Source organism: Kiritimatiellaceae bacterium (genome assembly GCA_013141415.1).
Classification (GTDB): Bacteria; Verrucomicrobiota; Kiritimatiellia; order Kiritimatiellales; family Tichowtungiaceae; genus Tichowtungia.
In genome coordinates this window covers 149,835-171,150 of record JABFQY010000006.1, presented here as the reverse complement: position 1 = coordinate 171,150, position 21,316 = coordinate 149,835, and the positions used below count along the sequence as shown (strand labels likewise).

Genomic DNA, 21,316 nt, shown 5'->3' with positions numbered 1-21,316 from the left:
ACGGATAGAAGGTTGTTCGTTCAGTCGAAATGAACGCACTTTTAAATCAGCCGGACAGTCTTTTGAAACAGAGAAAGGAATGGATTATAAGCAGAAGCGGTTGACAGACTCCATAGAAGGCCCGGTCTCCGACCGGGCGTCATCGTATCAGGTGGAACGCGCCGTCCCGGCGCGTTTTGAACGGTGCCGGGGTCAGGCGACTGCGACGGGGTCAGTCCGGCGACGGGGTCAGTCCGGGAAAGTGACAATTCATACCTTGAGAATCTGATGCGGTACTGCTGAGGCGCAGCCGAAGACCGCGAGGCCGTCGTTCCGCTAAAAGATTCCGGATAGGCATCCTTTTAAAAACGGTGCAAGTATTAGATAGACAGCGGGCGCGGCAGTTCTAATATCTGCGCCATGCATAAATACGGGAAAGCTCTGGTGGTCGGGTGCGGACGGAGCGGCCGCGCCGCCGAGGCGTTACTTCGTTCCGAAGGTACGACGGTCACCAGCATTTGTCAGGAAATCACACCGGATTACTGTTTCAAGGGTCTGCATTTCGATCCCGATGTAGCCATTATCAGCCCCGGCTTCTCCCTGAATCATCCGTGGATAAAAGAGTTGATCGAACACGGTATTCCTCTGCTTTCAGAACTGGAACTCGGCTGGTCACGCCGGCACTGTCCGGTGATCGCGGTGACCGGTTCCAACGGTAAGAGCACGGTTGTGAAGTGGATCGTTGAATCTCTGGCTCAGGCCGGTCAGACGGCGGTGCCGTGCGGCAATTACGGTTTTCCTGTCTGCGGTGCGGTGATGCTTCATGAAGTTCCGAACTGGCTGGTGATAGAGGTCAGTTCATTTCAGCTCGAAACGGTGCAGGAATTTCGTCCGGAGATCGGCCTGTTGCTCAATGTTCTGCCGAATCACCTCGATCGCCACGGAAGCATGGATACCTACCGCGACCTCAAGCTTCGTCTGTTTGAAAATATGACCGGGACGGATACCGCAGTTATCCCCGGCGAGATGGCCTCAGGCATCAGGAAGAAAGGGGCCAGCATCTGGAAGACCTTCGGCACGGAGTCGGCAGCGGATTTTCGTTATCAAAACGGGCAGGTTGGCGAAATTAATCTGAACGGAACCCGGTTTGCCAATGAAATCCTCGGTGCGGCAGGCGCGGCGGTGGCCGCTGTCTGTGCCTCTTGCGGCATTTCTCCGGCGGCGGTAGAAGCCAGCGCACGGGTTTTTGAGCCGCTTCCGCACCGGACGGAACTGGTGGCGGAGATTAACGGGGTGAACTATGTGGACGATTCCAAGGCCACCAACATTGCAGCCATGTGCGCGGCGGTCAAAATGTGCACAGGGAAGGTGCATTTGATCGCCGGAGGGCGGGTCAAAGAGACTGATTTCAGTTTGGCAAAAGATTTACTGGCGCAGCGGGTTTCGCATCTATATCTTATCGGGGAAGCATCGGGTATGATGCAGGCTGCGTGGGGAGACGCGGTTCGGTGTATTTCCTGTGGAACGTTAGAAAATGCGGTGATAGCCGCACAGAAGCAGGCGAGACCCGGGGAAACCGTTCTTCTCTCACCTGCGTGTACCAGTTTTGATCAGTTCCGCGATTTCAACGAACGCGGCGATTGTTTCGCCGCCGCCGTTCGCGGGTTGACCGAAAAAAATGCGAGTGTATGAAACGGGTAAGGTTAGCAGTGAAGGAGTTTCTCATGAAGTCGAAGGTTGTTGGGTTTCAAGTTCTGGTCATGCACATAGCAGTACTGGCCGGGTTTTCTCTGATGCAGGGTTGCGCAATGTTTAAATCCAGCAGTGCGCCAAAGGATCAACCGGTAGTTCTTCCGGCCGCTCCCGAAGTGACTGATGCTGGACTTCTTCCAGTTGTTGCCGCTCCCGCCTCCGCCGAAAAGGTTCATAGCGTACTGAAAGGCGAAACGCTTTCGTCCATCGCTTCCTCGTACGGCGTATCCTGGAAAAAACTGGCTGAGTGTAACAATATCGCCAATCCCAATCAGTTGAAGGTCGGACAGGAACTTCGCATTCCCGGAACGTCGGGTTCTTCTATTTCCGGTGCACCGGCCAAACATACGGCTCCAGTCTCCAGTCGTCCGATTCCCGGCGCAATCAAGCAAGGTTCTTCTTACACGGTTCAGAAGGGCGATACACTTGCGAGCATCGCCAAGCGTTGCGGCCTGACCGTCAGTGAACTTAAGACAGCAAACGATCTTAAAAACGACAATCTCTCCGTCGGCAAGAAGCTGACTGTTCCAAAGAAAGGTGCCGCCGTTAAGGCTCCTGCCAAAGCAATTCCTGCTAAAGCAGCGAACCCTGCAGTCGAGAAGAAGTCTGCCGCCGCTCCGCTTCCGGCCCCGGCTCCGCTCGCGGATGCCGCTCCGGCCACCGCTTCGACCGGTACAGTTTCGTCTGCCTCTCCGAGTGCTCCTGCCGTAGCAGCTCCGGTAGCTAAAGCGGCCAGCGCTCCGGTTTACGAACACGTTCTTTATCCGGGCGAAACGCTGGACGATGTCGCTCGTCAGTACGGCAGCTCTCAGCAGGAAATCATGAAGCTGAATAACATCACCGATCCTTCCTCGATCAAACCAGGCACCAAACTGCTGGTTCCGATTCCGGAATGAATATCCGGGCGGGTGTAAAAAGGGGCGCCTTATCGGCGTCCCTTTTTTTTCATTCTCATTCCGGAACCTTCATGGAATAGTTTCGTTATGCAACGAACCATCACTGTACTGATTGCCGCGGTGCTTCTTCTTGTCACCATCGGCGTGGTCATGCTGTACAGTGCCAGCATGGTACGCGGTGATGCCGACTTTCACGACACGGCTTATTTCGTCAAACGGCAGGGAATCTGGATGTTGCTGTCTATGGTGGCGGTAGTCGGCTGCACCCAGTTGAAGCTGCACTGGTTTCGTACGGCCGCGCTGCCGCTGGCCGCCGCCTGTTTGTTAATGCTGGTGCTGGTGCGGATTCCGCATATTGGACTCGAGGTGAACGGCAGCTGGCGCTGGCTCCAGCTCGGGCCTTTACGGATTCAGCCTTCCGAATTTTCAAAAATCGGTATCATCCTTGCCTCGGCTTGGTGGATTTCCCGCCGTCGCCGTTATATGCACACGTTTAAACGCGGCATTGTCGTGCCGATAGCAGGTCTCGGCATTTTTGCCATGCTGCTGATGATCGAGCCGGATTTTGGTACGACGGCACTTGTGGGGCTTGTGACGCTCGGTCTGCTTTATATCGGCGGAGCGCGTCCGCTCTATCTAAACGGATTTGCCGGCGCCGGCGCCGGCGCGCTGGCGGTTCTGCTGGCGCATAATGCCAACCGCATGCAGCGCATTATGGCTTTTCTTGATCCGGAAAAATATGCGCAGGAAGAGGCGTGGCAGCTCATCAACGGACTCAATGCGTTTGCTTCGGGCGGCGCATACGGCACCGGACTTGGCAATAGCATTCAGAAATATCATTACCTGCCTGAGGCTCACACCGACTTTATTCTTCCGATCATCGGCGAAGAGTTCGGTCTGGTTTCCACGCTGATCGTTCTGGTTCTTTTCGTTATCATTTTTATCTGCGGCCTGCGAATTGCCGCCCGCGCCTCGGACGACTTCGGACGTTTCACTGCACTGGGTATCACGCTGATGATTACGTTTCAGGCGATCATCAATCTGGCCGTAGTGACTGGCTGCATGCCAACCAAAGGACTGGCTCTTCCCTTTATCAGTTACGGCGGATCGAGTCTGCTTGTCTCGGCGGTGATGATCGGCATCCTGATTAACGTGGCACACACAGCCCGCGATCCGAAGGTGAAAACCCGCACGGCACTTTTCAAAGACCGCCGCCGCACGGCCTAGGGTGATTTCCGGCGCAGTGTGTGGACGGTGATTTCCGGCGGGCAGTTGAAGCGTACGGCCACCGACGAAGTTCCGGCGCCGCGCGAGGTATAGCCGGTCATTTCCTCGAACCTCCATAGACCGGAGTGAAGTTTGTGCGGACACTTGCTGTTCGTGAGCAGCGGAAGCCCGCCCGGCAGACAGATCTGTCCGGCGTGGGTATGTCCGCACAGATAAAGGTTGATGCCGGCGAAGGCCGCTTTGCGGGCGATTTCCGGCGAGTGGGCCAGCAGGATTTTAAAACCGTTTTCCGGAACGCCTTCGAGCGCCTTGTCGAGATTGTCGGTCTCGTAGTAATGCGGATCATCTACGCCGGCCAGCCAGATCGTTGCGCCGCCGCGCTCCAGCGCCGCATGTTCATTGAGCAGTACCCGGATGCCGCCATCTTCCAGCATCGGAACCATTTCAATTGCATCGTGGTTTCCGAGGATCGCGAACACGCCGGTTTTGATGTGGCGGCGCAGTTCAACCATCCGGCGTGTCGGCATTTCGTAATCCTCGAACGTGCCTTCCCGGAAATCGCCGGTGATGATGCATGTGTCGTATTCCAGCGGTTTCACCAGCCGGATCAGAATATCAATCAGTTCGGGATTCCCGTCGATGTGTGTATCGCTGATATGCAGCAGGCGATAGCCGTCAAACTCTTCCGGCAGATCCGGGCAGGGCAGTTCCTGAAAATTGACCCGCACCGCCAGCGCGTTGCGGTGACCGCGCCAGTAAAGTCCCACGGCTTTCAATGTGTTGCGGATGATGCGGTGAAGCGTGCGGATATGTTCAATATGAAACCAGACCTTGCCGTTGCCAAACAGCCGCGCCACATGATGGGTCTGGATTTTCAGCCGCTGTGCCAGCAACTGCCGGCCCAGCCGTTTCTCAAGTTGTTGATAATCCACATCAGCCATTGAGAGTTCCTTTCGCTCCGACTATATTCATTCAGCAACCCGCATAAAAGATGAATACCTCCGGAAAAAAAGTGGACGAACGCCGTCTCGATGGACAGATCGAGCGGGCCGTTTTCCGTAACGAGGAAAACGGTTACGCCGTTCTGCGCGTCAAAGTCCGCGGGCACAAGGACCTCGTCACCGTCGTCGGTACGGTTTCCAGCGCCAACCCCGGCGAGTGGCTGGCCGCCGACGGCGAGTGGATTACTGATGCTCATTACGGCCAGCAGTTCAAAGCAGAATCGATGCGGATTTCCCAGCCTGACACGCTGGATGGAATCAAAAAATTTCTTGGCTCCGGCATGATTCGCGGCGTCGGCAAAGAGTACGCCGAGCGGCTGGTGCAGGCTTTCGGGCGCGATGTGTTTGATGTGATCGAAAACTCCTCGGCTAAACTTCTGAAAGTCGAAGGGATCGGGCCGGGCCGCCGCGCCAGCATTCGCGCGGCGTGGGCGGAGCAAAAGGGCGTCCGCGAGATCATGAGTTTTCTTTTCAGCCACGGTGTGAGCACGGCGCGCGCCTTCCGGATTTATAAAGCCTACGGCGAACGCTCCATCGAACGGATTCAGCGCGACCCGTATTGTCTGGCCCGCGACATCCACGGCATCGGCTTTCTGATTGCCGACGGCATCGCGCAGAAACTCGGCATCGCCAAAGATTCCGAATTGCGCGCCCGTGCCGGAATTGAATATGTCCTGCAGGAGTTGACCACCAGCGGACATTGCGCCGCACCGCGCGGCGACCTGCAAGGCAAAGCCGTTGAACTGCTTGATATTTCACCGGAGCAGATTTCCGGAGCGCTCGACTGGCTGGTCGGCGAGAAACGGCTCATTCTGGACGAAGACCGACAGGGCCGCGCGCTGGTTTATCTGCCAAAGCTCTATTTTGCCGAATGGGCGTTCGCCAAAAAACTGACCGAGCTGAACTACGGTAAACATCCTTGTCCAAAGATCGACTTTGAAAAAGCGCTGGAGTGGGTGCAGAAGAAAACAAAAATCCAGTTGTCGGAAAACCAGTGCGAAGCGCTGCGCCTCGCCGTGCAGGCCAAAGTGATGGTCATCACCGGCGGACCCGGCGTCGGTAAAACCACGCTCGTAAATTCCATCATTCAGGTTCTGGCGGCAAAAAAACTGACCGTGGTGCTTTGTGCGCCGACGGGCCGCGCCGCCAAACGGCTGAGCGAAACCACCGGACTTGAAGCCAAGACGATTCATCGCCTGTTGCAGTTTAATCCCGGAACCGGCGGCTTCCGACATACCGACGAGAATCCGCTCGAAGGCGATGTCTTCATCATTGACGAAGCCAGCATGATCGATCAGGTGCTGGCGTATCAACTGTTACAGGCGATTCCAAAGCGTGCGGCGGTGATTTTTGTCGGCGACGCCGACCAGCTTCCGTCCGTCGGGCCGGGTCGGGTGCTTTGCGACATCATCGCTTCCGGCGCGGTACCGGTCGTTGCGCTCACCGAAATTTTCCGGCAGGCCGCCGAAAGCCGGATCGTCACCGGCGCGCACCGGATCAATCACGGACAACTGCCCGAATTTCCGGAAGAAGGCGACAAGTCGTCCGACCTCTATTTTGTCGAAGCCGAAGAGGCGCAGAAGGTGATCGGCGTCATCAGTAAAATGGTCAGCGAATCGCTTCCGCAGCGGCTGGGCTTTAATCCGATTGAAGATATTCAGATTCTGACGCCGATGCAGAGGGGCGAACTCGGCGCGCGCAATCTCAATCAGGTCATGCAGGGATTGCTGAATCCGACGGGCCGCGAAATTGAACGCTTCGGCATGGTTTTCCGCGAAGGCGACCGCGTGATGCAGACCGAAAACGACTACGACAAAGAGGTTTTCAACGGCGACCTTGGCCGTATTGTGGCGATTGATGAAGAACAACGAGAGATCGTGGTAAAGATCGACGACCGCCGCGTGAAGTATGAATTTCGTGAACTCGACGAACTGGTGCATGCCTACGCCGTCACCATTCATAAATCACAGGGCAGCGAATATCCATGCGTCATCATACCGGTGCATACTCAGCACTTTGTTATGCTTCAGCGCAGTCTGCTCTATACCGCCGTCACTCGTGCCAAAAAATTCGCCGTGCTCGTCGGAACGAAAAAAGCGATGGGACTGGCCGTCAGCCGCGCCGAATCCCGCGAACGTGTCACGACGTTGAAAGAACGGCTTCAAAGCCAGAAGTAGAGAGCGTCTCGCGCAAAGACGCAGAGATTTTTCCCGCTTCCTGTAGGCCCGCTGCCCTCAGCGGGCGAAAAGACGCCGGGTGAGGGCACCCGGCCTACAAATTGAATCCGGAAAACGCCGGGTGAGGGCACCCGGCCTACAGACTGCGGCGGACAAACAAGCATGCTCGGCCCTTCGATAAACTCAGGGCAGGCGCCCCCGCCTGCGGAAAAATGGCAGACGAGGGCGTCTGCCCCACAGCCACCAAGGGCAACCTCGTCGTCGCTATCCAAGGGTTCCCAAATAACTGATAACTATCTCGCCGCCTGTTGCATGAAGAAGTTGGTTTTCTTTTCGTAACCGATGGTGGTGCTTTCGTTGTGGCCGGGATGGACGGTGACGTCGTCGGGCAGGGCGGCCAGTTTTTTGAGCGACTGGGCGAGAATGCGTCCGTCGCCGCCGGGCAGGTCGGTGCGTCCGCAGGTTCCTTTGAAGAGGGTGTCTCCGGTGAAGATGACTTTTTCCTGTTCGAAGTAGAAGCAGATGCAACCTTTGGTGTGACCGGGGGTTTCCAACGTCTGGAAGCTGAGGTCTGCGATTTTTAAATCCTTGGATCTTTCGGGGTGAATGAACTCGGTGACGGGTTTTTCGGGGACGGGATAGTAGGGCAGGATCTGGTTTTGCTGTCCAAAGGCCCATTTAAAATCTTCGGCGTGGATGTAAATCGGCGCGGGGCGGGCGGCGTACAGTTCGGCGAGGGCGCAGAGGTGGTCGGCGTGGCCGTGGGTTAAGAGGTAGGCGGCGACGATGAGTTCATTCTGCCGGAGCACGGCCTCAATATCGGCGGCGTCATGGCCGGGGTCAATGACGAGCGCCTGTTTTGCATCGCCCCAGACGATGGCGCAATTTACTTCAAAAGGGCCGACGGAGAGGATTTCAACATTCATGCGGCGGAGAATAGGCAAGGCGGGCGCGGCATAAAAGCGGGAACGTAAAAAATGTCGCCGACGGATACAGTTTTATGGGTTAGTTGGTTGACTTGCCGGAGTCATTTCCGCACCTTATGCAGAATTTTAACCGGATTCGATGGCGAATAACTTAATGGAGGACTGCAAAATGACGGCACCGACAAAAAATAAGAAGCTGCTCAACTGGGTGGCGGAAATACAAAAAATGTGTACGCCTGACCGCGTGGTCTGGTGCGATGGCTCGAAAAAAGAGTACGACAGTCTGATGGCCGAAATGGTGGCCAGCGGCATGGCGATCAAGTTGAACGAGAAGAAACGTCCGAACAGCTTTGCCTTCAATTCCGATCCGTCCGACGTGGCGCGTGTTGAAAACCGCACCTACATCGCGTCAGTGAAGCAGGAAGATGCCGGTCCGACCAACAACTGGATTGATCCGGTTGAACTCAAGAAGACGATGACGGCGCTTTACACCGGTTGCATGAAGGGCCGCACAATGTACGTTATCCCGTTCTCGATGGGCCCGATCGGTTCTGACATCGCTAAGATCGGCGTCGAAATTACCGACTCGCCGTACGTGGTCGTTAATATGCAGATCATGACTCGTATGAGTCCCAAGGTGCTCGAAGTTCTTGGTGAAGACGGCGAGTTTATTCCCTGCCTGCACTCCATCGGCGCTCCGCTCGAACCCGGACAGAAAGACAGTCGTTGGCCCTGCGCGCCGATCGAACAGAAATATATCGCTCACTTCCCGGAAGAAAACCTGATCTGGTCCTACGGTTCCGGCTACGGCGGAAACGCGTTGCTCGGCAAAAAGTGCCTTGCACTTCGTATCGCTTCCAACATGGCCCGCAAGGAAGGCTGGATGGCTGAGCACATGCTCATCCTGCGCTTCACCAATCCGCAGGGTAAAAAGTTCCACATTGCGGCGGCGTTCCCGTCCGCTTGCGGCAAAACCAATCTGGCGATGCTTCAGTCCACCGTTCCGGGCTGGAAGGTTGAAACCATCGGCGACGATATCGCCTGGATGAAGCCCGGCAAGGACGGACGTCTCTATGCGATCAATCCGGAAGCCGGATTCTTCGGCGTTGCGCCGGGAACCTCGAAAGCATCCAACCCGATGGCTCTCGAAAGCTGCCGTAAAGATGCGATCTTCACCAACGTGGTCGTCACGGACGATCTGGATGTGTGGTGGGAAGACATGGGCGTAGAGTGCGCAGGCGGAACCGACTGGAAGGGTAAGCCCTTCACGCCGGGTCAGAAAGATGCGGAAGGCAAGAAGATCCTTGGTGCTCACCCGAACAGTCGCTTCACCGCGCGTGCCGCGCTCTGCCCGGTGATCTGTTCCGACTGGGAAAATCCGGCTGGCGTGCCGATCGATATCTTTGTGTTCGGCGGACGTCGCACAACCACGATGCCGCTGGTTCACGAAGCCTTGGATTTCAATCACGGTGTTTACATGGGTTCCACCGCCGCTTCCGAAGCGACGGCTGCCGCCCTTGACGTGAAGTCGGCGATTCGGTTCGACCCGTTCGCGATGACGCCGTTCATTGGCTACCATGCTGGTGACTATATGAGCCACTGGTTCGAAATGGGCGATCTGCTGGGCGACAAGGCTCCGCGCTGTTTCTACGTTAACTGGTTCCGCAAGGACAAGAACGGCAAGTGGCTCTGGCCCGGTTTCGGCGATAACAGCCGCGTCCTGAAATGGATGTGCGAACGCGTCGAAGGTAAAGTCGGTGCCAAAGAAACGGCAATCGGTCTGATGCCGAAAGACGGCGACCTGACGCTCGACGGCCTGAACATTCCGGCTGAAGACTGGACGGAACTGATGAAGGTGGACACGGAGCTGTTTAAATCAACGCTGGATGAAGCTAAAGAATATCTGGCGAAGCTAGGCTCCAAGTTGCCGGCCCGTATGATGGTGCAGTTCGAAGCGCTCAAAAAGCGTCTCGGCTAAACTCCGGTTGCTGAAAAGCGAAAGGCGTTCCGGATTTTCGGAACGCCTTTTTTTCTGGAGTGCTCCGGCAAACGGAGTGCGACGGAGCTTTTGATCTGACAAGAGCGAAAAACGGCCTCGCACCTGCAGCTGGCGTCCATACTTCAGATTTCTAGTTGAGGTGCGGGAAAGCGAGGGTGACCAGCGCGCCGGAGCCTGCTTTGTTGTTGGCGAGGATGAGCGATCCGCCATGTGCTTCGGCAATGTTCTTGGTGATGAACAAACCGAGGCCCATTCCGCCGGACGCGCCTTTGGTGGTGTAGTGCTTTGTCTGCATATCAGACAATTTTTCGAGCGGGAAGCCGCCGCCGTTATCTTCGACTTCAACCAGCGCACGGCGTCCGTCGACTTTCCAGCATACGGTGATGACACCGCCGGAAGCGGGCAGGGCTTCAACAGCGTTGCCGACGATATTCTGGATAGCCCGGAAAATTTGCACGTTGTCACCTTCGATGCGGCAGTCTGCCGGACCGGGAACCAGATTTACCTGCGCAGATTTCGCGGCAGCGAGGGTTTTGGCGTTGAGAGCCACTTCGGTGACGAGATCGCCAAGCAGAAGTTTTTTGATGGAGGAATCGGCCCGTTTGGAGCGTTCGCGCCACAGGGTTAGCATGTCGCGGCAGCGGGAAACGCTTTTTTCGATCTGTTCCAGATAGGCGACATTAATCTCTTTGCCCAGATTCTTTTGATCCTTGATATCTTTGATGAGGATCTGGACATAGCCGTTGATGACGCTGAGCGGATTGCCGAGATCGTGCACAAATTCGGACGATTCTTCGCCAAGCGAGGCCAGTTTTTCTTTGGTATTAAGCTGTTCCTGCAACTGAGTTGTCAGCGCTTCAAGGTGCTGGGTGGCAGCGATTTGTTTCCGGTTGAGCTTGGTGCGCCGTACATAACCGGCGACCACTTCGCGGATTTCGTCTGTGTCGAAGGGCTTTTTCAGATAGTCGGTGGCGCCGTGGCGGATGGCATCTTGCGCCGTTTCGAGCGAACCGAAGCCGGTGAGCATGATAATGGAAACCTGCCGGTCGATGGCGCGAATTTCTTTCAAGCCTTGAATGCCGGTTTTCCCCGGCATTTTGATGTCGGTGATGATGCAGTCCGGCGCATTTTCTTTCAGGGCCGCAACGCCTTTATCCACGGAGTCAACACAGGTTACGTCGTAGAGGTCTTTAAACAGAAAGCGCAGGCTTTCCCGCGGGCCGAGTTCGTCGTCAATTACAAGCAACCGGTCTTTTGTCATAGAATCCCCTAGAATTTGTAGCCGTAGGAGAGGCTGAGCAGTTGAACCTGATAATCGTATTTTCCGTCAGGACTGTTTAATGAGCCGCTGACGTTACGACCGCTTAAAAGGCCGTAGGCGTAGCCGACATCAATGGCGTGATGTCCGGTTTCATATCCAAGGCCCATCGAAATCACGCCTTGATCGGTGTCCGGCCCGAGCGGTCCGTATGTGGCGTCCGGTGTCGGATTTTCCAGATACATGAAGCCCGAGCGCAACGTCCATTTCGGCATGAATTTCCACGAGGCACCGAGACCAGCCGTCCAGTTTTCTTTCAGTTGCTGCTGAACCGTTGTTCCGAAGCGAGGATCTGAATCGTGGATGGTCAGCCTCTGGTATTGTGAAAAATCGAGCCACTCGGCGTTCGCCTCGACTTTCAGCGTATCGGTAAGCTCGATGCCGTATGCGAGGCCGAGAATGGCGGGATATTCAATATTGGCATCGATATCGCTTCTCGCTCCGGTTGATAGGTCGTTATCGCCCGTATATTTTATGGTGAAAGGTGAGCGGTAGGTGGCGGCCAGTCTCTGCTTCTCAGTCATTTTCCAGGTGGCTGCGGCATTCCAGCCGATGGCATTTCCGTCTGCGGTCAGCTTGGATTCAGTGCCCGACGGCAGACCGAAGATGGTGGAATAGGGCGGAGTGAAGATCGTTTTTTGCTCTACTTTTCCGTAATAGAAGTCAGCGCCGACACCAACAGAAAATGAATCGGTCAATCGCATGGCAACGTTCGGAGTGAAATCCGCAACCGTCATGCTTCCGGCGTACGAGATGTTGTTTTGGGCGAAATAGTCGGAATCTCTCCACGCAACCGAGCGGCCGAACGGAACATATGTGGCGAGACCGACCGCATATTTTCCTTTTTCAAACGGAATAGCGGCTGAGAATCCAGGAAGGGCGAAGAAGGGGGCTTTCGTTTTGTTATAAGCACCGGCTCCTTGAAACTCATTGCGACCGTATCCGAAGGTTGTATTGGCCTGTACCATCGGCTGCTCAAGATCGACAAGGTTGGCGGAGTTGTGGATGGTCGCGTTGGCGTCATCTGCGAAAGCGCGATGTCCGCCGAAGGCTCCGATGGCGCGTGCGCCTTCCGGAGGATTGCGGAAACCGTCCGCAAAAAGAACCGATGAAATAAGCAGTGTGGTGGTAAGTACTACAGCAGGGGCTGGCGCAACACGGGGTTTGTTGATCATGCTCTTAGCGTCTCCATTTTTTCATTTCAGGTTTGAAGCCGTTCAATCCATACGCAGAAGTTGGGGCAGTCTAGTTTCAGTTTATTCATTTTTCCATATAAAAAATTATGAATGTACACAAATGAACAGGGGCAGTTGCTGTCAGCATGAAATTTGCCGTGGAGAAATTCGGGTGTACATATTTGTTCAATGTTGCCCGTCCATAAACGTCCCGGCGCCTGTGAAGTTTTTCCTCACAATCTTAAGTGTACAAATCTGTACACCTCTACTATTCTCCGATGGACATTTTTGAACACCCCTATTAATGCCTTTAAATTTGGAGTAAACGTGGAACCGCAAAACAGGGTCGTCGTAACGGGTATGGGCGTCGTTGCTCCCAACGGTATCGGTCTGGATGCCTTCTGGGATTCCTTGATCAACTGTAAAAGTGGCATTGGTCCGATCACTCTATTTGATGTCACAGACTATCCACTGAAAATCGCCGGGGAAATTAAAGGGTTCAACTTGAGAGACCACTTTGGAAATGGTTGCAAACCCAATCGGCTTGGCCGCCAAACCCAACTTGGGTTGGTCGCGTGCAAGATGGCCGCGGATGATGCAGGGCTAACCAAAGAATCTTTGAAGGGGCGAGGGCCACTCCATCTGGTGGTTGGGATATGTAGCGCAGCGGCTGATATTATTGAATCTGCAAAAGAAATTATTATGACTCGCGGTGCGGATCGGGTTCGGCCTTATATGGTTGGAGCCTGCCAGCCTCATGCCATTAGCGCTGCCATGATTCAAATTTTTGACGTGCAGACTTCTGTGACGACAATTTCTTCAGCATGCCCTTCAGGATTAGATGCTGTTGCACTTGCTACAAAAATGATTAAAGAAGGGAAAACGGATTTGGTTGTTGTTGGCGCGGCAGATTCTCCGTTAAGCAATACAGGCGTCGCCGGGTTTTCTGCGGCTGGAATCCCTTCTTTATCCAAAGATTTCCCTCCGGAAGAGATAAGTCGACCTTTTGATGCGAAACGAAGCGGAGTTGTTCTTTCGGAAGGTGCCGGGTTTCTGGTTCTTGAACGACTGGATTCCGCTCTAGCGCGTGGTGCCCAGCCTCTTATGGAGATACTTGGCGGTGCGACAGTTACTGATACTCCTGGTGCAGCCGGCATGGAGGGGTTATTCCATTCGATGAGCATGGCATTAGTTAATGCGGGGATGTATCCCGATCAAGTAGATTACATTTGTGCGAATGCCTGTAGCGATCATGGCGGTGACAGGGCTGAGGTTGAATGGGTTAAAAAGCTGTTTGGTGAGCGCGCATATCAAATACCGGTCAGTTCCATTCGTGGTGTGACAGGACATCCGCTGGCCGCGGCCGGCCTGTTTCAGGTCATATCTTGTGCGTTAATGATTAAGCATCAAAAAATTGTTCCGACCGCAAATCTACGAAATCCAGATTCTGAATGCGATTTAGACCACGTTCCTTTGGAAGCCCGGAGTGCAAAAATCAACGTTGCCATGGCTAATGGGCATGGGATGGGCGGAGAGAACAGCACGCTAATCATGAAGAGTTTGTCGTGAATCTTTTTCAAATTGTCATCTTAGTAGCGTTAGTCGGGAATACGACATTGGGTTTGTTCGTCTTGCTGTCCAATCCGAAACGGGCGGTTAATGTCAGTTTTTTTTCTCTTACATTTCTGATGGTGCTGTGGCTTGGGGCAATGTTCGCCTGTTCCCTTCAGCAGTCCGAATCTATGGTCTTATTTTGGGTGCGCCAAACATCAGCCTTTGCGGCGATGATACCTCTAGGCGTATTCCTAGTTCACATTTCAATTGTTGATCCGTCTATAACAATAATTCGAGTGCTAAGCCGGTTGCGGTATTGGCTGATTGCGTGTTTATCGGTAGTTGCCTTGTGCCATTCGCCGGTATTTGTTTTGTCTGCTAGAAGTGCATCAGCAACTGAGATGGTACCACCAACGAAGTATGGGTGGGGATTCGTTTTGTTTATGGCATTTTTCGTCGTAGTAATTGTCGCTTTATCAATCGGATTTTGGCGGGCCGCTAAACGTAACTCCGGGGTGCAGCGGGCGGAAATTCAATTCCTTCAAATGGGATGCACTGCGAGTTTTATTGCAGGCATCGTCCTGTTAATTATCGCAGAAGCAACCCATAATCAGGAACTTAGCAGATTCGTCCCGTTATCAGTACTTGCACTTGATGGTTTTGTTACCTACGGCATCGCAACACAGCGAATCATGGCCGTCCCGGCGGTACTCCAGCGCATATTGGCATACATGCTTATGGCCGCTTACCTGATAGGGCTGTACGTTTTTTGTGAGTGGATTGGTCGCTTCTTGTTTCTATGGATGGTTCCTGATACGACCTATCTTTCTCACCTGCTGGCGGCGCTGGTTGTGGCGTTTTCTGTAGTTCCGGCGCACGGCTGGATGCAGACCGTTTCGCATCGTCTTTTTGCATCGGCCGACCTTCTAAATGTTGATGAAGTCCTCGTCCGTGCGGCGCATGTTTTTCAGGAGGTTTCAACAGAAGAAAATTTGACCGATCAGTTTTCCGGACTGGTCAGGGATGCGTTCGGGGTGAGTGCCGTATTTCTGCTGAGAGCTCAGAGCGGAGGATCTTATAAGCAGTTTTATCCTGCGGACGAGAAGAAGCTCGTGCTTAAATCCGAAAGCTCGATCATCAAATTGCTGAAGAGAGATCACGAGCCTTTTACCGCCGACACGCTGGATCGCATGCGGCCGACACCGGCTGTTATCGGTGCCAAAGGTGATCTGGATGCATTCGGAGCGGTTCTGGCTCTCGGAATATTTCTGCGGAATGATCTGAAATCCGTTCTCCTGCTTGGATCTAAAAAGTCCGGACGCATTTATGACCTTCGAGATCAGCGGGCGTTGCAGCTTCTTTGCGACCAGCTGGCGGTGGCGCTGGAAAATGCAAGTCTCTACACCACGGTTCAAAACGGAAAAATTTATAACGAAATTCTGCTCGATTCGCTCACCAGCGGTATCGTAGCGGTTAATTCCGATCACATGGTTACAGTGTTTAATCGGCGCGCTCAAAAGCTGACAGGACTGGATGAGTCCGCCGTAGTGGACCGCCCCATGAATGTGCTGTCGCCAGCTTTGGTTGAAGGACTGGAAGCAATTTTGAATACACAGGCCGGATTCCGCGACCGGGATATGTCCATTCCGCTTGATGGCGAAGAAGTTCCAATCCGCGTTAGCGGTTCCATATTCCGCGGGCACACCGGGAATCTTCTTGGCGCGCTGGTGGTATTTAACGACATGACCACATTGAAGAAAATGGAGGAGCAGATCCGCCGCACCGATCGTCTTTCAAGCATCGGGACGCTTTCGGCAGGCATGGCGCACGAAATTAAAAACCCGCTGGTTACCATCAAAACCTTCACCCAGCTTCTTCCTCAGCAGCATAACGACGCCGACTTCCGTCACACGTTCTTTGATCTGGTCGGCCAGGAAGTGAAGCGTATTGATACCATCGTTAACCGGTTGCTCAACTTTGCCCGCCCGGCTAAAGCCTCGCTGAAGCCGGTTTCCCTGCACGAAATCATTGAAAACTCTCTGAGACTGGCTGAGCAGCAACTGGCTCAGCACGCAATAAAACTGGAACGCAATCTAGGCGCTAAGCGGCACATCATCGAAGCCGATGCCGAGCAGTTGAACCAGACATTCGTTAATTTTTTCCTCAATGCCGTTCACGCGATGGAGAAGGGCGGAGCCCTGACAGTACGAACCGCAAACGTCAATATTCCGCTGATGAGCGGAGCCCAGTCTGGCGACTGCATTCAGGTGGATATTCAGGATACCGGCTGCGGTATTGCTCCGGAGAACTTGAGCAAGATTTTCGATCCGTTCTTTACCACCAAAGAGGATGGTGTCGGGTTGGGCCTTTCCGTCTCGCACGGAATTATTCAGGAACACAATGGTGTGATTGATGTAGAAAGCGAAAAAGGGAAGGGCACGGTGTTTCGTGTGCAATTCCCGTTGTTGAAAACGCAGGAGAAAAAAGAAGAATGAGCGCACTGCCTGTCAGCATTATGTACACGCAGGACGGCGTACTGCTTCAACGCATACGCGGCTATCTTCATTCGCGTTCCGCCGTGCGGCATGTCAGCGATCCGGCGGAAGTCGAAATGCTTTTGCAGCAGCATCACGACACGCTTCTCTTTATGGATTTGCGCGCCGCAGATTGTCTGGCCCTGCTTCCCAATCTGATCAAAGGGTTTCCGGATATTGTAATTATTGCGCTGGGATCCGCCCGTTCCGATCCGGGACTGCGCGCCGCTGAAGCCGGGGTGTATGCCATTGAGTCGGGCGACGTTGACCGTTTGCGCTTACAGACCCTGTTTGATCAGGCGCAGTCTCATTTGCGCCTCCTTCAGGAAAACCGCGTGCTCAAGGAAACCCTGCAGCGTCCTGCTTCGCCAGCGGTTCCGTCGCGCGAAAATATTGCGCCGTCGCTTTACCACTTTTCCAGCGCCTTCCGCCGCTTTGACAACATCGGCATCATGCTGGAAAGTATTGTTGAAGGCGTCGCCAGCTGCGCGCGCGTTTCGCGTGTTGCTGTATTCTCCATCACGCCCGCCGAACTCTACCGCTTCCGCGCCGGCATCAAATGCATGGAAGAAACCCGCTCGCTTGAATTTAAAAAAACGCATCCGTTCGTACAGTGGCTTCAGATTCACGCACACAGCATCTCCCGCTCTATGCTTCGGCACATCGAATCAATGGAAGAACGTCTGTTGCTCGAAAAAATGCTCGATCTCGCCGGCGCGGAAGCCATCCTGCCGCTCTTTGGACGTGAACGACTCAACGGCTGGCTCTGTATCGGACGTTCTTCGTCGGGCGCGCCGTTTGAGCAGCGTGATATTGAAGAACTGACTCTTCTTGCCGAACAGGTTTCTGTCACCATCGAAAACTCTCTGTTGCACGAGAGCATCGCCATTCAAAAGGCGCTCGCTGAAAATCTGTTGCAGGCCATTCCGGTTGGCATTATCGCCGCCGGAGCCGACGGCGCCATTCGCTGGTTTAACAGCGGTGCCGAAACGCTTCTTCATGTGACCGCCGCCGACCTCATCGGGCGTCCGATTGAGAAGCTTTCGAGTTACATCGCCTCGCTGCTCAATCGCTGCATGGCCGGTGAAAAAGCGGTCGGTCCGGTTGAGTGGACCGAGCCGCGCACTCACCGCGGACTTTCCATTCAGATTCGCCGTCTCCAGCAAAACGGACAATGCATGGGCGCTATGGCCGTGTTGAATGATCTGACCGAAGAACGGATTCTGCGCGAAAAACAGAACAACCTCGAACGCGCCACGTTCTGGAATGAACTGGCCACAGCCATTTCACACGAAGTACGTAATCCGCTCGTGGCCATCAGCACCTTTTCCCAGCTCCTGCCGGAACGCTACGGCGACGAAGAATTCCGCACCCAGTTCCGCGATCTCACCACGCAGGAAGTCGCCCGTTTGAACGGCATGATTGACCAGCTCGACGCATACGCCAACCCGCCGACGCTCCGGTTTGCGCCGCTCAGCACGGGCGAGCTGATTAAAACCGCGCTGTTCAAAGCGCGTAACGGCGATGCAGTTCCGAAAGAAGTCGGCGTTGAAGTGGAGTCCGGACTGCCGTCCATTGAAGGCGATATTGATGTTCTGGCCGATTCCATTTCCCGCCTTCTGCATAACGCTTTCACAGCGGTCGAAGGTGTCGCGCAGCCGAAAGTTTCGCTCAAAGCTTTTGCGGGCGAAATCGGCACCGGACGTTCCGCCGTTATCATTGAAGTGTGCGATAACGGCACCGGTATTCCTGCCGATCAGCACGAAAAGGTTTTTTCGCCTTTCTGCACCACCAAGGCGCGCGGCGTAGGGCTGGGGCTTCCGATTGTCCGGCGCACGATGATTGATCACGGCGGACTGGTTGCTATTGATAGCGGCGCAACCGGAACGGTTGTGCGTCTTTCACTGCCCGCGCTCGACGGCGGGGAAGGCGGCGCCGCATGAAAAAGCTTCTTATCGTGGACGACGACCTTCATCTGCTCGAATCGCTACGTGTAGTTTTCGGCGGGCTTTACGAAATCAGCACGGCGCTCTCCGCTGAAGAGGCCGCTGTCCTGCTTCAACAGCAGGAGCCCGACGTGATGCTTCTCGACATTATTCTGCCCGGGGCCAACGGAGTCGAGTTTCTGCAGATTGTGCGCCACACACACCCGCAACTGCCGGTGGTTATGATCAGCGGCGCGGCCTCCATCAAACCGGTCCTTAAAGCGCTCGAACTGGGGGCGTCCGATTTTATTCGTAAACCGTTCGACATCGACGAACTCCGCCTGGTTGTCGCCCGCGCACTGCACCTGAACGACTTGAAGTATCAGGTTGCCGGACTCAAGCGCGAACTGGCCCGCCGTCCCTTCGTGGCGGAGCCGGACGGTCGGCCTATGAAAAAAGTTCTTGAGGATTTTGAGCGCCGCCTGATTGAGAAAGCCTTGCAGCATGCTGACGGCGTTCAGACCCGCGCCGCGAAGGTTCTTGGCACCACCCGCCGCATCCTGCGCTACCGGATTGAAAAGCTTAGAATTGCTTCCGGCGACGAGTCCGCCTGACGCGAAAAATCCCTTTCCTTTTCCAGTGATTTATGGATAATCCGCCGCTTAATTTTCCCAGGAGAAAACCATGTACGAAGTATCCGAACTGAAAAAAGGGCTGAAAATTGAAATCGATGGCGCTCCTTGCATCGTCACCGATTTCCAGTTCTCCAAGCCCGGCAAAGGTCAGGCCATCTACCGTTGCAAAATCAAAAATCTGGCCACCGGCAGCACCTTCGAAAAGAGCTACCGCTCCGGCGACAAAGTGGAAAAGGCCAATCTGGAATCCCGCACCTTCACGTTCTCCTACCACAACGGCGACGACTTTGTTTTCTCCGACAACGACACCTTCGAAGAAATCCACCTGACCGCTGAACAGCTCGGCCAGAACCAGTACTTCATTGTCGAAGAGATGGAAGTGGATATTCTCTTCCATAAAGAAAAAGCTCTGGATATCAGCCTGCCGACCTTCATCGAAAAGATTATCACCGAGACGGAACCGGGTGCCCGCGGCAATACCGCCAGCGGCAATGTTCAGAAACCGGCTAGGATCGACAACGGCTATGAATTCCAGGTGCCGATCTTCATTAACGAAGGTGACGTCGTTCGTATCGACACCCGCACCGGCGAATATTCCGACCGCGTCTCCAAAGCCTGATGACCTCAATTGAAAAATTGAAAGTGCGCGACGCCCTGATGCAAAGCATCCGGGCGTTTTTTCATTCCGAAGGCTTCGTCGAAGTCGAAACGCCGATCCGGATGAGAACGCCGTGCATGGAACTGCATATTGATGCCGAGCCGTCCGGCGACCTCTGGTTGCGCACCTCGCCGGAGCTCTACCATAAAAAACTGCTGGCGGAGGGCGCACAGAAAATTTTTGAAATCGGCAAATGTTTCCGGCAGGGCGAGTGCGGCGACCGCCACCATCCCGAATACACCATGCTCGAATGGTACCGCGCGGGCGGCGACTACAACGTCATGCTGGGCGATCTTCAGCGCTTACTGGCCGCTGTAGGCCGGGTGACCTCACCCGGCGGAACTTCCGATGATTGGAAAATTTTTACCATCGCCGAAGTCTATGAAGAATTCGCCGGCTGGAATCCGGTTGAAAACTTTGATGCCGACCGCTTTGACTTCGACATGGTCGAAAAAATCGAACCGAACCTGCCGAAAGATGCACCGGTGATTCTGGAAGATTACCCTGCCGAATGCTGTGCGCTGGCGCGGCTTAAACCGGATAATCCGAAAGTCGCCGAACGCTGGGAGCTTTATCTCGGTGGTATCGAAATCGCCAATGCCTACAGCGAGCTGACCGATCCGGACGAACAGCGCGCCCGATTTGAAAAGTGGGGCGCGCAACGCAAAGCACTCGGCAAAATCGTTTACCCAATCGATGAGGAATTTATCCGGTGTCTGAAAAAAATGCCGCCGTCCGGCGGTTGCGCGCTGGGAATCGACCGCCTCCTAATGGCTGTCACCGGCGCCACGACTCTCGACGATATTCTGCCTTTCCGCGACTTACTTTCTCCAGTAGGCGAGGAACTCAATGTTCCCCTTCGGTCCCTTGAGCGGTGACGTAGATAGGCCGAGCCATTCGAGTTTTAGATCGTCCGTTCCAAACTTCCGGACTTTGGCAATTACGGCTTCGTGAATTGCCGGATCGGTGATGACGCCGCGTCCTTTATCCACATCTTCTTTGCCGGCTTCGAACTGCGGCTTGATCAGCGAGACGATTTCTCCGCCGGATTTCAGCAGCCCTTTAACGGCGGGCAGTATGTTGGTCAGTGAAATAAAGGACGTGTCAATCGAGGCGAAGTCGGCCAGCTCCGGCAGGTCGGTTGGTGTCAGGTGGCGGGCATTCACGCCCTCCATGACGATGACGCGCGGGTCTTCGCGCAGTTTCCAGTGCAGTTGGCCTTTGCCGACGTCGATGGCGTAAACCTTGGTTGCGCCGTGCTGGAGCATGCAGTCGGTGAAGCCGCCAGTGGAGGAGCCGACATCCAGGCAGACTTTGCCGGTCAGTTTGATCGGGAAAGCGTCCATTGCGCCTTCAAGTTTTTCGCCGCCGCGGCTGACGAACCGTTCGGTTTCTTTCAGTACGATTTCATGATCTGGCAGAATTGCATGTCCGGGTTTTGAGGCTGGCTGTCCGCCAACCAGAACCTGTCCGGCCAGAATCAGCCGCTTGGCTTTTTCGCGGCTTTCGGCAAGGCCTTTTTCTACCAGCAACTGGTCTAAACGGATTTTTTTCATACAG

Annotated in this window: 16 protein-coding genes; 11 read left to right on the top strand and 5 right to left on the bottom strand. The window is 54.6% G+C overall.

The features are described 5' to 3' along the window. Positions 1–399 precede the first annotated feature (399 nt). The 3 genes from murD (at position 400) to ftsW (ending at position 3,854) form a co-directional block, all read left to right on the top strand. Entirely contained in the window at positions 400–1,671 is a 1,272-nt protein-coding gene (gene murD / locus HOO88_09530) for a UDP-N-acetylmuramoyl-L-alanine--D-glutamate ligase (protein NOU36995.1), read from the top strand. Between the two features lie 32 nt (positions 1,672–1,703). After that, positions 1,704–2,627, top strand: a complete 924-nt coding sequence (locus HOO88_09525) for a LysM peptidoglycan-binding domain-containing protein (protein ID NOU36994.1) — start codon at positions 1,704–1,706, stop codon at positions 2,625–2,627. A gap of 87 nt (positions 2,628–2,714) precedes the next feature. Continuing rightward, the gene (gene ftsW / locus HOO88_09520; GenBank protein NOU36993.1) at positions 2,715–3,854 is read left to right on the top strand and encodes a putative lipid II flippase FtsW; all 1,140 of its coding nucleotides are present in this window, start codon (positions 2,715–2,717) and stop codon (positions 3,852–3,854) included. Here the strand turns inward: ftsW and HOO88_09515 are convergent. Next, the gene (locus tag HOO88_09515; GenBank protein ID NOU36992.1) at positions 3,851–4,795 is read right to left on the bottom strand and encodes a metallophosphoesterase; all 945 of its coding nucleotides are present in this window, start codon (positions 4,793–4,795) and stop codon (positions 3,851–3,853) included. The two genes, ftsW and HOO88_09515, sit on opposite strands and share 4 nt — an antisense overlap. Before the next feature lie 50 nt (positions 4,796–4,845). Between HOO88_09515 and HOO88_09510 the strand changes: the two genes are divergently transcribed. Then, positions 4,846–7,032: an ATP-dependent RecD-like DNA helicase gene (locus tag HOO88_09510; protein ID NOU36991.1), complete on the top strand. Its 2,187-nt coding sequence runs from the start codon at positions 4,846–4,848 to the stop codon at positions 7,030–7,032. Between the two features lie 293 nt (positions 7,033–7,325). Here HOO88_09510 and HOO88_09505 read toward each other — a convergent pair whose 3' ends face one another. Continuing rightward, entirely contained in the window at positions 7,326–7,958 is a 633-nt protein-coding gene (locus tag HOO88_09505; protein NOU36990.1) for an MBL fold metallo-hydrolase, read from the bottom strand. 169 nt (positions 7,959–8,127) lie between these two features. Here HOO88_09505 and HOO88_09500 point away from each other — a divergent pair, with 169 nt between their 5' ends. After that, on the top strand, positions 8,128–9,936 hold the full coding sequence (locus HOO88_09500; protein NOU36989.1) for a phosphoenolpyruvate carboxykinase (GTP): 1,809 nt from the start codon (positions 8,128–8,130) through the stop codon (positions 9,934–9,936). A 151-nt stretch (positions 9,937–10,087) separates the two neighbouring features. Here HOO88_09500 and HOO88_09495 read toward each other — a convergent pair whose 3' ends face one another. Both HOO88_09495 and HOO88_09490 read right to left on the bottom strand, forming a co-directional pair. Next, the gene (locus HOO88_09495) at positions 10,088–11,218 is read right to left on the bottom strand and encodes a response regulator (protein ID NOU36988.1); all 1,131 of its coding nucleotides are present in this window, start codon (positions 11,216–11,218) and stop codon (positions 10,088–10,090) included. Positions 11,219–11,226: 8 nt separating this feature from the next. After that, complete coding sequence (locus HOO88_09490) at positions 11,227–12,450, bottom strand: hypothetical protein (GenBank protein ID NOU36987.1); 1,224 nt, start codon at positions 12,448–12,450, stop codon at positions 11,227–11,229. Between the two features lie 288 nt (positions 12,451–12,738). Between HOO88_09490 and HOO88_09485 the strand changes: the two genes are divergently transcribed. The 6 genes from HOO88_09485 to genX all read left to right on the top strand — a co-directional run bounded on the left by HOO88_09485 (position 12,739) and on the right by genX (position 20,634). Beyond that, positions 12,739–14,019, top strand: coding sequence for a beta-ketoacyl-[acyl-carrier-protein] synthase family protein (locus HOO88_09485; GenBank protein ID NOU36986.1), 1,281 nt, complete (start codon positions 12,739–12,741; stop codon positions 14,017–14,019). 722 nt (positions 14,020–14,741) lie between these two features. After that, positions 14,742–16,499: a PAS domain-containing protein gene (locus HOO88_09480; GenBank protein NOU36985.1), complete on the top strand. Its 1,758-nt coding sequence runs from the start codon at positions 14,742–14,744 to the stop codon at positions 16,497–16,499. After that, complete coding sequence (locus tag HOO88_09475; protein ID NOU36984.1) at positions 16,496–18,481, top strand: PAS domain-containing protein; 1,986 nt, start codon at positions 16,496–16,498, stop codon at positions 18,479–18,481. The genes HOO88_09480 and HOO88_09475 overlap by 4 nt, the downstream gene beginning before the upstream one ends. Next, on the top strand, positions 18,478–19,077 hold the full coding sequence (locus HOO88_09470) for a DNA-binding response regulator (GenBank protein ID NOU36983.1): 600 nt from the start codon (positions 18,478–18,480) through the stop codon (positions 19,075–19,077). Before HOO88_09475 ends, HOO88_09470 begins: the two co-directional genes overlap by 4 nt. Positions 19,078–19,147: 70 nt before the next feature. Then, positions 19,148–19,717, top strand: coding sequence for an elongation factor P (efp, locus tag HOO88_09465; protein ID NOU36982.1), 570 nt, complete (start codon positions 19,148–19,150; stop codon positions 19,715–19,717). Then, the gene (gene genX, locus HOO88_09460; protein NOU36981.1) at positions 19,717–20,634 is read left to right on the top strand and encodes an EF-P lysine aminoacylase GenX; all 918 of its coding nucleotides are present in this window, start codon (positions 19,717–19,719) and stop codon (positions 20,632–20,634) included. The genes efp and genX overlap by 1 nt, the downstream gene beginning before the upstream one ends. Here genX and HOO88_09455 read toward each other — a convergent pair. Beyond that, positions 20,578–21,312, bottom strand: a complete 735-nt coding sequence (locus HOO88_09455) for a TlyA family RNA methyltransferase (GenBank protein ID NOU36980.1) — start codon at positions 21,310–21,312, stop codon at positions 20,578–20,580. The two genes, genX and HOO88_09455, sit on opposite strands and share 57 nt — an antisense overlap. Positions 21,313–21,316: the final 4 nt, after the last annotated feature.

Bases quoted from the DNA above. Each gene is read 5' to 3' on its own strand.
- murD (NOU36995.1), top strand. From the start codon at position 400: ATGCATAAATACGGGAAAGCTCTGGTGGTCGGGTGCGGACGGAGCGGC.
- HOO88_09525 (NOU36994.1), top strand. From the start codon at position 1,704: ATGAAGTCGAAGGTTGTTGGGTTTCAAGTTCTGGTCATGCACATAGCA.
- ftsW (NOU36993.1), top strand. From the start codon at position 2,715: ATGCAACGAACCATCACTGTACTGATTGCCGCGGTGCTTCTTCTTGTC.
- HOO88_09515 (NOU36992.1), bottom strand. From the start codon at position 4,795: ATGGCTGATGTGGATTATCAACAACTTGAGAAACGGCTGGGCCGGCAG.
- HOO88_09510 (NOU36991.1), top strand. From the start codon at position 4,846: ATGAATACCTCCGGAAAAAAAGTGGACGAACGCCGTCTCGATGGACAG.
- HOO88_09505 (NOU36990.1), bottom strand. From the start codon at position 7,958: ATGAATGTTGAAATCCTCTCCGTCGGCCCTTTTGAAGTAAATTGCGCC.
- HOO88_09500 (NOU36989.1), top strand. From the start codon at position 8,128: ATGACGGCACCGACAAAAAATAAGAAGCTGCTCAACTGGGTGGCGGAA.
- HOO88_09495 (NOU36988.1), bottom strand. From the start codon at position 11,218: ATGACAAAAGACCGGTTGCTTGTAATTGACGACGAACTCGGCCCGCGG.
- HOO88_09490 (NOU36987.1), bottom strand. From the start codon at position 12,450: ATGATCAACAAACCCCGTGTTGCGCCAGCCCCTGCTGTAGTACTTACC.
- HOO88_09480 (NOU36985.1), top strand. From the start codon at position 14,742: ATGGCCGCTTACCTGATAGGGCTGTACGTTTTTTGTGAGTGGATTGGT.
- HOO88_09475 (NOU36984.1), top strand. From the start codon at position 16,496: ATGAGCGCACTGCCTGTCAGCATTATGTACACGCAGGACGGCGTACTG.
- HOO88_09470 (NOU36983.1), top strand. From the start codon at position 18,478: ATGAAAAAGCTTCTTATCGTGGACGACGACCTTCATCTGCTCGAATCG.
- efp (NOU36982.1), top strand. From the start codon at position 19,148: ATGTACGAAGTATCCGAACTGAAAAAAGGGCTGAAAATTGAAATCGAT.
- genX (NOU36981.1), top strand. From the start codon at position 19,717: ATGACCTCAATTGAAAAATTGAAAGTGCGCGACGCCCTGATGCAAAGC.
- HOO88_09455 (NOU36980.1), bottom strand. From the start codon at position 21,312: ATGAAAAAAATCCGTTTAGACCAGTTGCTGGTAGAAAAAGGCCTTGCC.